We start from the raw sequence: 9,404 nt of genomic DNA, 5'->3' as shown, positions 1-9,404 counted from the left end.
CGCCCGAGGTCTCCGTGCCCGAGGCCCCCGCCGTCGCGCCCCCCGTCGCCGACGTCGCGGTGCCGGTGCCGACGGCCGTCCCCGAGGAGCCGGAGCCGCCGGCACGCAGCGCGGCCGAGGGCTCCATCCGCGTGGACGTGGACCTCCTCGAGGACCTGATGAGCCAGGTCGGCGAGCTGGTCCTGGTGCGCAACCAGATCGACCGGATCGCCGCCGCCGGGGACGACCAGGAGACGAAGCGGTCCGCACAGCGCCTCAGCCTCATCGCCTCGGAGCTGCAGGAGGGCATCATGACCACCCGCATGCAGCCCATCGAGCACGTGTGGTCGAAGATGCCCCGCGTCGTGCGCGACCTGGCCAAGGCGCTGGGCCGCGAGGTCCGGATCGAGATGACGGGCGGCGACACGGAGCTCGACCGGTCGCTCCTCGAGGCGGCCAAGGACCCGCTGACGCACCTGGTGCGCAACGCCGTCGACCACGGCATCGAGCCCCCGCAGGAGCGGGTCGCGGCGGGCAAGCGCGCGCAGGGCGTCGTGACGCTGCGCGCCTCCCACTCCAACGGGCAGGTCGTCGTCGAGATCGGCGACGACGGCCGGGGCATCGACCCGGCGCGGGTGGGCGCGGCGGCGGTGGCGAAGGGGCTGCGGTCGGCCGCCGAGGTCGCCGCCATGACCTCCGCGGAGCTGCTCGACCTGCTGTTCGTGCCCGGCTTCTCCACCGCCGCGAAGGTCACGCACGTGTCGGGCCGCGGGGTCGGGATGGATGTCGTGCGCACCAACATCGAGGCGATCGGCGGCTCCGTCGACGTCGAGTCGGTGGTCGGCGCCGGCACCACCTGGCGCATGCGCATCCCCCTGACGCTCGCGATCATGCCCGCGCTGACGGTCGCGTGCTGCGGCTCGGTGTACGCGATCCCGCAGGTGAGTCTGCTCGAGCTCGTGGCGCTGGGGGACCAGCACGGCGAGATCGAGCACGTGGGCGGGGCGCCCGTCCTCCGGCTGCGCGGATCGCTGCTGCCGCTGATCTCGCTGGCCGACGTGCTCGGTCTCGACGCCGGGTCCGCGGGCCGCGTCATCGCGGTCGTCGAGGCCGACGAGCAGCGCTTCGGCCTCGTCGTCGACCGGGTCCTCAACATGGAGGAGATCGTGGTCAAGGGGATCGCAGGCCGGCTCAAGCAGATCGGCATCTACTCGGGCGCCACGGTGCTGGGCGACGGCGGCGTGGCCCTGATCCTCGACCTGCAGGCGATCGCGCGCCGCGTGCTGTCCTCGGAGGCGGCGACGCTCGCGCGGGCGCACGCCGACGACGCGACGCAGGCCGCGCAGCCCGTGCGGCAGATGCTCGTCGTGGGCGCGGGGGAGCGCCGGGTCGCGATCCCGCTCTCCGCGGTCACCCGCCTCGAACGCATCCCCGCCGCCGCGGTCGAGCAGGTCGGCTCGCGCGAGGTGCTGCAGTACCGCGGCGCCCTGCTGCCGCTGGTCCGCCTCGCCCGCATCCTCGGCGCCGACGACGGCCCGCAGGACGACGCGCTCGACGTCGTCGTGTACAGCCGCGGGGAGCGCAGCATCGCGATGGCCGTCACCCGGATCGTCGACGTGGTGGAGGACGACCCCGGCCGGCACAGCGCCATCGACGACCACGGCCTGCTCGGCTCCGCCGTCCTGCGCGACCGCGTGACGGAGCTGCTCGACGTGCGCAGCGCCGTCGAGGCGGCCGACCCCGGGTTCTTCGACGCCCCCGACCTCCCCCGCGCCGGGGCGCCCGGCGACCACGACCACAGCGACGCGGCGCTCCCCGAGCTGTCGCCGGCAGGTGCGCGATGACGACCCGGACCACGACGCAGCTCGTGACCTTCATGCTGGCCGACCGGCTGTGCGGCATCCCCGTCGACCGGGTCCAGGAGGTGCTGCCCGGCCGTCCCCGCACCCGCGTGCCGTTGGCCCCGGACGACGTCGCCGGCCTCGTCAACCTGCGTGGGCAGGTCGTGCTGTCGGTGGACCTGCGCCGGCGCCTCGGCCTCCCGCCCCACGACGGCGACCAGATGATGGTCGTCGTGTTCGTCGGCGACGAGACGGTCAGCCTCCTCGTCGACCGGATCGGCGACGTGCTCGAGGTGCCCGACGACCGCTTCGAGGCCCCGCCGCAGACCCTCTCCGAGGAGCTGCAGGGCGTCATCCGCGGCGCCTACAAGCTCTCCGACCGACTGCTGCTCGCGCTCGACGTCGACGCCGCGGCCTCGTAGGCCACCTCGTAGGCCACCCCCGCCCTCCCTCGTCCCACCACCCAGGAGCACCCATGTCCACGCACGACACCCCTCAGCCCGGCCGCCCGCGCCGCCGCTTCGCCGACCTCTCGGTGGGCACCCGCATCCTCACCGCCGTCGGCGTCCTGGCCGCCGTCCTGGTCGGCGTCGTCGGGTTCGCGCTGAGCGGCCTGCGGGCCACCGCGGACGACACGCGCGCCGTCGCCGACGTGGCGGACTCCGTGCTGCGCTACCGGGCCGACATCGACCACCGCGCGCTCGAGGCGTGGCGCCTCACCTACGCGTACGAGGTGGCGGACGAGGCCGGCAGGGCCGCCGTCGACGACCAGGTGCACGAGAACGACGCCGAGGTCGAGAAGCTGGTCACGGCCTACGACGCCGCGCTGGCCGGCATCGACGAGCCCCACTGGGAGGCGTTCAAGACGGCGTGGGCCGACTGGGTCGCCTACCGCGACGACACGCTCATGCCCGCCGTCCGCGCCGCCGCGGTGACGCCGGAGATCCAGTCCGCGAACGACGAGCTCATCACCACCTACACGACCGAGCTCACGGAGGCCGGCGAGGCCGCGAACGCCTACGCCCAGTCGCTCGCCGACAGCGCGGACGCCCAGGCGTCGCGCACGTTCCTCCTGATGATCGTGCTCGCCGCGGCGGGCCTCGTGCTCTCGCTGGTCGTGGCCGTGCGGATCGCGGGCGGGGTCCGCCGGTCGGCGCAGCAGGTGCAGGGCGCGCTCGTCGCGCTCGCGGACGGCGACCTCACCGTCGCCGCCGAGGTCCACAGCCGCGACGAGCTCGGTCGGATGGCGGACGCGCTCGGCACGGCGCAGGCCAACCTCCGGGGCATCGTCGCGGAGGTGGCGGGCACCTCGCAGGCCGTCGCGTCGGCGGCCGAGCAGCTGTCCGCGGCGGGCGCCCAGTTCTCCGCCAGCTCGGAGGAGACGGCGGCCCAGTCGGGCGTCGTCGCGTCGGCGGCGGAGCAGGTGTCCCAGAACGTGCGCACGGTGGCCGCGGGCGCCGAGCAGATGGGGGCGTCGATCCGGGAGATCGCGCAGAACTCGTCGGAGGCCGCGAAGGTCGCGAGCCGCGCCACCGACCGCGCCGCCGCGACGAACGTGACTGTGCAGCAGCTCGGGACGTCGTCGCAGGAGATCGGCGACGTGATCAAGGTGATCACCACGATCGCGGAGCAGACGAACCTGCTGGCGCTCAACGCGACGATCGAGGCGGCCCGCGCCGGCGAGGCCGGCAAGGGGTTCGCGGTGGTCGCGTCCGAGGTGAAGGAGCTGGCCCAGGAGACCGGCAAGGCCACCGAGGACATCGCGCGGCGCGTGGAGGCGATCCAGGGCGACACCTCCGGCGCGGTCGCAGCGATCGGCGAGATCGCGGAGATCATCGGGCAGATCAACGACTACCAGCTCACCATCGCCTCCGCCGTCGAGGAGCAGACGGCGACGACGACGGAGATGTCGCGGGGCGTGCAGGAGTCCGCGACGGGGGCGGGCGAGATCGCGGGCAACATCACCGGGATCGCGACCGCCGCCGCGTCGACCGCCGAGGCCGTCGAGCAGATGAACGACTCCATCTCGGAGCTGGCCCGCATGTCCGGCGACCTGCGCGCCCGCGCCGCCCAGTTCACGTACTGAGCCGCGCCCATCCGCCCGAGCCCGCGTTCCCCCCCGATCCCAGGAGACCACCATGTCCGCCACCCGCCCTCGCCCCGCCGCCGTCCGACGGCGACGCCTGACCGTCGGCGTGCGACTCTTCGGGGCTTTCGCCGTCCTCGTCGCCCTGGTGGTCGCCACGGGCGCCGTCGGCGCCACGGCGGTGCAGCAGCAGCGCGAGCACGCCGACCGGCTCCGGGCGGTGGAGCGCGTGCGCACCCTGGCCGAGGAGGCGAAGGGCCAGATCGCCGATGCGACGGGCTGGCAGGCGCTGTACGTCGCGGACGCCCTCGTCTTCGGCCCGCAGGAGGCCCTGGGCGAGGACGGGTACAACCGGACCGAGATGCTCGCGACCGAGCGGGTGGTGCGGCAGTGGCTCGACGACCTCGACGAGGCGCCGACCGACCCCGCGACCGCCGCCGTGCTCGCCGAGCTCCGCCCGGCGTGGGACTCGTTCTACGACTGGGACGACCAGGTGGCCGCCTGGCTCACGACCGGCCGCCCGGCGGACGCGCGCCGCGCGATGACGTCGATCAACGGGGGCGAGGCCGGCGCGTCGTACGACACCATCCTCGACGTCGTGGACCGCGCGCAGGCCCTGGCCGACGCCCGGGCCGACGAGATCGTCGCCGAGCAGCAGGCGGCCTACGACCGCTCGATCCTCCTGCTGCTCGTGGCCGACGTGGTGGCGGTGCTCGCCGCCGTCGCGCTGGCGGCGTGGACCAGCCGCGTGGTCGTGCGCCGCGTCCAGCGCGTGCGCGACGTCGCGGCGGCGCTGGGCGCGGGAGACCTCACGCGACGGAGCGACCTGGCGCCCACCGACGAGATCGGGGAGACCGGCGTCGCCCTCGACGCCGGCGTCGAGACCGTCCGGCGCCTCGTGGCGGAGGTCGCGGGGTCCGCGGACACGCTCGCGGGCGGTGCCGAGGAGCTCTCCACGGCGGCGTCGGAGGTGGTCGCGGCCGCCCGGGAGACGTCGGCCCGGTCGGGGGTGGTGGCGTCGGCGGCGGAGCAGGTGTCGCAGAACGTGCGCACGGTGGCCGCGGGCGCCGAGCAGATGGGGGCGTCGATCCGGGAGATCGCGCAGAACGCGTCGGAGGCGGCGAAGGTCGCCGGGCTCGCGACCGACCGGGCGGCGACGACCGACGGCACCGTCCGCCGGCTCGGCACGTCGTCGCAGGAGATCGGCGACGTCATCCGGGTGATCACGACGATCGCGGAGCAGACGAACCTGCTGGCGCTCAACGCGACGATCGAGGCGGCGCGCGCGGGCGAGGCGGGCAAGGGGTTCGCCGTCGTGGCCGGCGAGGTGAAGGAGCTGGCACAGGAGACCGCCAAGGCGACCGAGGACATCGCGCGCCGGGTCGACGCCATCCAGGGCGACACGGACGGCGCCGTGGCCGCGATCGGCGAGATCGCGGAGATCGTCGGGCAGATCAACGACTACCAGCTCACCATCGCGTCCGCCGTCGAGGAGCAGAGCGCGACCACGGACGAGATGTCGCGCGGCGTGCAGGAGTCCGCGACCGGCGCGGGTGAGATCGCGAGCACCATCACGGGGATCGCTGCGGGCGCCGAGGAGAGCTCGTCGTCGATGACCCGGATGGGCGCGGCGATCGACGACCTCGCCCGGGTGTCCGCGAGCCTGCGCACGCAGGTCGCCGAGTTCCGGGTCTGAGGCCGTCGTGATCCGCGTCCTCGTCGTCGACGACTCCGTCGTCGTGCGCCGCCTCGTGTCAGAGTCCCTCGCCCGCGAGCCCGGGATCACGGTGGTCGGCACGGCCGCCGACGGCCGCCTCGCCCTGGCGAAGGTGGAGCAGCTCGACCCCGACGTCGTGACCCTGGACATCGAGATGCCGCGCCTGGACGGCATCGAGACGGTGCGCGCCCTGCGCGCCGCCGGTCGCCGGGTGCCCGTCATCATGTTCTCCACGCTCACCGAGCGCGGCGCGGCCGCCACCCTGGACGCGCTGTCCGCGGGCGCGTCCGACTACGTGACGAAGCCGAGTGGCGCGGGGTCGGTGCAGGCCGCCCTGGAGCGCGTGGCCGCCGAGCTCGTCCCGAAGATCAGGGCGCTCGTCCCCGCGGCCCTGCCGTCCGGCACCGCGCCCGCCCGGCAGGCCGGCGCGAGCGTCGCGACGGTCGCGACGGCGGCGCCGCGGCCGGTGCCGGGCCGCCCGGTGCGTGCCGTCGTCGTCGGCTCGTCCACCGGCGGGCCCGAGGCGCTGCGCACGTTCTTCGCCGGGCTCGCGGAGCCGCTGCCGGTGCCCGTGGTCCTCGTCCAGCACATGCCGCCCGTCTTCACCCGCCAGCTCGCGGAGCGGCTCGACCGGGAGGGCCCGACCACCGTGGTCGAGGCGGCCGGCGGCGAGACGCTCCGGCCCGGGCACGCCTACCTCGCGCCCGGCGGGCGCCACCTGGAGGTCGCCCGGCGGGGCGGCGCGGTGAGCACCCTCCTCACCGACGCGCCGCCGGTCAGCTTCACGCGCCCGTCGGTCGACGTGCTGTTCCGGTCCGCCGTCCGCGCGCTCGGCGGCGACCTGCTCGCGCTCGTGCTCACCGGCATGGGCTCGGACGGGCGCGACGGCGCGGGGGAGATCGCCGCGGCCGGCGGGCACGTGCTGGCCCAGGACCGCGCCACGTCGGTGGTGTGGGGGATGCCGGGGGCCGTCGCGGCCGCCGGGCACGCGCACCGGCTGCTCCCGCTGCCGCAGGTCGCCCGTGCCGTGTCGAGCCTCGTCGCAGGAGCCCTCGCATGACCCTCACCGCCCAGTCGTTCGCCTACGTGAGCGACCTCGTGCGCCGGCACAGCGCGATCCAGCTCGCGCCCGGCAAGGAGTACCTCGTCGAGTCGCGGCTCGGGCCGCTCGCCCGCGAGAAGGGGCTGCAGGGGCCCGACGCCGTCGACAGCTACGTGCAGCGGCACCTGCGGTCCGGGTCGACGGTCGAGACCGTGCGCGTCGTGGAGGCCATGACCACGAACGAGACGTCGTGGTTCCGGGACTCGGCGCCGTTCACGGCGCTGCGGCAGGTGATCCTGCCGGACCTCCTGCCCGGGCTGCGCGGCCGCGACCTCAGCATCTGGTCCGCCGCCTGCTCCACCGGCCAGGAGCCGTACAGCATCGCGATGCTGCTGCGCGAGGAGTCGGTGGCGCGCTACCGCCTCCTCGCCACCGACCTCAACGCGCAGGTCGTCGACCGCGCCAGGACCGGCCGCTACAGCCAGCTCGAGATCAACCGCGGGCTGCCCGCGCCGATGCTCGTGCGCCACCTGCGGCGCGCGGGCGCCGAGTGGGAGGTCGACCCCGCCCTGCGGGAGCACCTCACGTTCCAGCAGCACAACCTGCTGACCGCGCCGCCCGGGGCAGGGCTGTTCGACGTCGTGTTCCTGCGCAACGTGCTCATCTACTTCGACCTGCCCACCAAGCGGTCGATCCTCGCCCGGCTCCGCGGCCGGGTGCGGCCGGGCGGCTACCTCCTGCTGGGGGCGGCCGAGACCACGGTCGGCGTCGACCCCGCGTGGGAGCGGGTCGACGTCCGGCAGGGCTCCATCTACCGACTCCGAGGAGGCAGCGCATGAGAGCGCTGATCATCGACGACGCCCGCGTGATGCGCCGGATCGTCGCCACCACGCTGAGGCAGCTCGGCTACGAGACCGCCGAGGCCGCCCACGGCGGCGAGGCGCTCGACCTGCTCGAGGCGGGGGAGCGGTTCGACCTCGCCTGCGTCGACTGGAACATGCCCGTGATGGACGGGCTGCAGCTCGTGCAGGCGGTCCGGGCCCGCCGCGAGTGGCGCGACCTCACGCTGCTCATGGTCACCACCGAGTCCGAGCAGTCGCAGATCGTGCGGGCCCTCGCGGCCGGCGCCCACGAGTACCTCATCAAGCCGTTCACCCCCGACGCCCTCATGGGCAAGCTCGACATGCTCGGGCTGCTCCCGGCCCGGGACCTGACGAAGGACCCCGCATGACCGGGACCCGCGCCGACACCTGTGCCGACACCTGTGCCGACGACGCTGCGCGCGCCGCGCACCTCCGTGCCGGCCTCCGCGCGAGCCTCCTGCCGATCGTCGAGGACCTGTTCACCGCGATGGTCGACGGCGAGCCGGGCCTCCTGACGCCCGCCGACGGCGCCGGCGGGTCCGACGGCGCGTCGGCCGGCGACGTCCGCGCCCGCGTGGACATCGTCGGCCCGCACCCGTCGCGCCTGGCCGTCACCACGGCGCGCCCGACGGCGGAGCGCCTCGCCCGCGCCCTGCTGCAGCTCGGCGACGACGACCGCGTGACGCCCGACGACGTCCACGACGCCCTCGGCGAGGTGGCCAACGTCGTCGGCGGCAACCTCAAGGGCACGCTCCCCGAGGGGGCGTCGCTCACGCTGCCCGTCGTCGACGTCGTCGACGTCGTCGACGTGGTCGACGGCGCACGGGCACCCGACGACCCGCGCCGCGGCGCGCACCACCAGCACCTGCTGTGGCGGGGCTCGCCCCTCGTCCTGTCCCTGTGGACCCCGATGAACGGAGAACAGCTGTGAGAGTCCTCGTCGCCGACGACAGCCGCGTGATGCGGTCCATCGTCGTCCGCACCCTGCGCCAGGCCGGCTTCGGCGGCTGGGAGATCCTCCAGGCCGCCGACGGCGCCGAGGCGCTCGCGACCGCCCGCGACGAGCAGCCGGACCTCGTGCTGTCCGACTGGAACATGCCCGGGATGAACGGCATCGACGTGCTTCGCGCGCTGCGCGCGGGCGGGTCGACCGTCCCCTTCGGCTTCGTCACCTCCGAGGGCTCGCCGCAGATGCGCGCGCTCGCCGAGAGCGAGGGTGCCCTGTTCCTCATCGCCAAGCCGTTCGACGCCGACACGTTCGAGGACGCGCTGCGGCCCCACGTCCGCTGACCGTCCCGCCACCCCACCACGCCCGCCACGACCACCACGCCCCTCGAGGAGACCACCCCGTGCCGACCACCACCACGACCCCCCTGCCCCCGCTGAAGGAGATCCGCGACCTGCTCACCGGGCTGGTCGGGCGCGGGTGCACCGCCGAGCGCGCCGCGGCCCCGCTGTCGCCCGACGCTCCGGGCATCGTGGCCGCCACGTACGTGAGCGGTCGTGCCCAGGTCGAGGCCGTCGTCGGGGTGGACCTCGCGCTCGGCGCGGCGCTCGGCGCGGCCATCGGGCTCATGCCGCCCGGCCCGGCGCAGGGCGCGGCGGCGGACGGCGCGCTGAGCGACGTCCTGCTCGAGAACCTCGTCGAGGTCCTCAACGTGCTCGCCTCGCTGTTCAACGCCGAAGGGGCGACGCACCTGCGGCTCGCCGAGGTGTTCGACTCCGCCCGCCGGCCGCTGCCGGGTGCGCCCGTGGCGTTCCTGCGCGGCGGCGGGCGGCGGCTCGACGCGGTGGTCGACGTCGCCGGGTACGGCGGCGGGACGCTGACCGTCGTCCTGGCCTAGCTCCCGCACCGAGAGACGGCTCGCCTCGTGGA

General features: G+C 75.0%; 10 protein-coding genes. All 10 read left to right on the top strand.

Going from position 1 to position 9,404, the window contains the following annotated elements; translation table 11 throughout:
- On the top strand, window positions 1–1,823 hold a 1,823-nt coding region (locus ACFUVW_RS16940), incomplete at its 5' end, for a chemotaxis protein CheW (RefSeq protein WP_430572489.1).
- Complete coding sequence (locus ACFUVW_RS16935; RefSeq protein ID WP_430572488.1) at window positions 1,820–2,242, top strand: chemotaxis protein CheW; 423 nt, start codon at window positions 1,820–1,822, stop codon at window positions 2,240–2,242. The genes ACFUVW_RS16940 and ACFUVW_RS16935, both read left to right, overlap by 4 nt.
- Window positions 2,243–2,295: 53 nt before the next feature.
- Complete coding sequence (locus ACFUVW_RS16930) at window positions 2,296–3,906, top strand: methyl-accepting chemotaxis protein (RefSeq protein ID WP_430572487.1); 1,611 nt, start codon at window positions 2,296–2,298, stop codon at window positions 3,904–3,906.
- 52 nt (window positions 3,907–3,958) lie between these two features.
- Complete coding sequence (locus ACFUVW_RS16925) at window positions 3,959–5,602, top strand: methyl-accepting chemotaxis protein (protein WP_430572486.1); 1,644 nt, start codon at window positions 3,959–3,961, stop codon at window positions 5,600–5,602.
- Between the two features lie 7 nt (window positions 5,603–5,609).
- Window positions 5,610–6,683 carry a chemotaxis-specific protein-glutamate methyltransferase CheB gene (gene cheB, locus ACFUVW_RS16920; protein ID WP_430572485.1) on the top strand — a complete coding sequence of 358 codons (1,074 nt, stop codon included), beginning with the start codon at window positions 5,610–5,612 and terminating at the stop codon, window positions 6,681–6,683.
- The gene (locus ACFUVW_RS16915) at window positions 6,680–7,504 is read left to right on the top strand and encodes a CheR family methyltransferase (protein ID WP_430572484.1); all 825 of its coding nucleotides are present in this window, start codon (window positions 6,680–6,682) and stop codon (window positions 7,502–7,504) included. Before cheB ends, ACFUVW_RS16915 begins: the two co-directional genes overlap by 4 nt.
- Window positions 7,501–7,896: a response regulator gene (locus ACFUVW_RS16910; RefSeq protein WP_430572483.1), complete on the top strand. Its 396-nt coding sequence runs from the start codon at window positions 7,501–7,503 to the stop codon at window positions 7,894–7,896. Before ACFUVW_RS16915 ends, ACFUVW_RS16910 begins: the two co-directional genes overlap by 4 nt.
- Entirely contained in the window at window positions 7,893–8,459 is a 567-nt protein-coding gene (locus ACFUVW_RS16905; RefSeq protein ID WP_430572482.1) for a chemotaxis protein CheX, read from the top strand. The genes ACFUVW_RS16910 and ACFUVW_RS16905 overlap by 4 nt, the downstream gene beginning before the upstream one ends.
- Window positions 8,456–8,818, top strand: coding sequence for a response regulator (locus tag ACFUVW_RS16900; RefSeq protein WP_430572481.1), 363 nt, complete (start codon window positions 8,456–8,458; stop codon window positions 8,816–8,818). Before ACFUVW_RS16905 ends, ACFUVW_RS16900 begins: the two co-directional genes overlap by 4 nt.
- A gap of 59 nt (window positions 8,819–8,877) precedes the next feature.
- Window positions 8,878–9,372 carry a hypothetical protein gene (locus tag ACFUVW_RS16895; RefSeq protein WP_430572480.1) on the top strand — a complete coding sequence of 165 codons (495 nt, stop codon included), beginning with the start codon at window positions 8,878–8,880 and terminating at the stop codon, window positions 9,370–9,372.
- Window positions 9,373–9,404 lie beyond the last annotated feature (32 nt).

Origin of the sequence: Isoptericola sp. NPDC057391, assembly GCF_042668085.1 — a bacterium.
GTDB lineage: Bacteria > Actinomycetota > Actinomycetes > Actinomycetales > Cellulomonadaceae > Isoptericola.
The sequence above is the reverse complement of the archived record's forward strand: the minus strand, read 5'-3'. Positions and strand labels throughout refer to the sequence as shown.

Excerpts from the sequence above, each read along its gene's own strand:
- ACFUVW_RS16935 (WP_430572488.1), top strand. The coding sequence starts at position 1,820 with ATGACGACCCGGACCACGACGCAGCTCGTGACCTTCATGCTGGCCGAC.
- ACFUVW_RS16930 (WP_430572487.1), top strand. The coding sequence starts at position 2,296 with ATGTCCACGCACGACACCCCTCAGCCCGGCCGCCCGCGCCGCCGCTTC.
- ACFUVW_RS16925 (WP_430572486.1), top strand. The coding sequence starts at position 3,959 with ATGTCCGCCACCCGCCCTCGCCCCGCCGCCGTCCGACGGCGACGCCTG.
- ACFUVW_RS16915 (WP_430572484.1), top strand. The coding sequence starts at position 6,680 with ATGACCCTCACCGCCCAGTCGTTCGCCTACGTGAGCGACCTCGTGCGC.
- ACFUVW_RS16910 (WP_430572483.1), top strand. The coding sequence starts at position 7,501 with ATGAGAGCGCTGATCATCGACGACGCCCGCGTGATGCGCCGGATCGTC.
- ACFUVW_RS16905 (WP_430572482.1), top strand. The coding sequence starts at position 7,893 with ATGACCGGGACCCGCGCCGACACCTGTGCCGACACCTGTGCCGACGAC.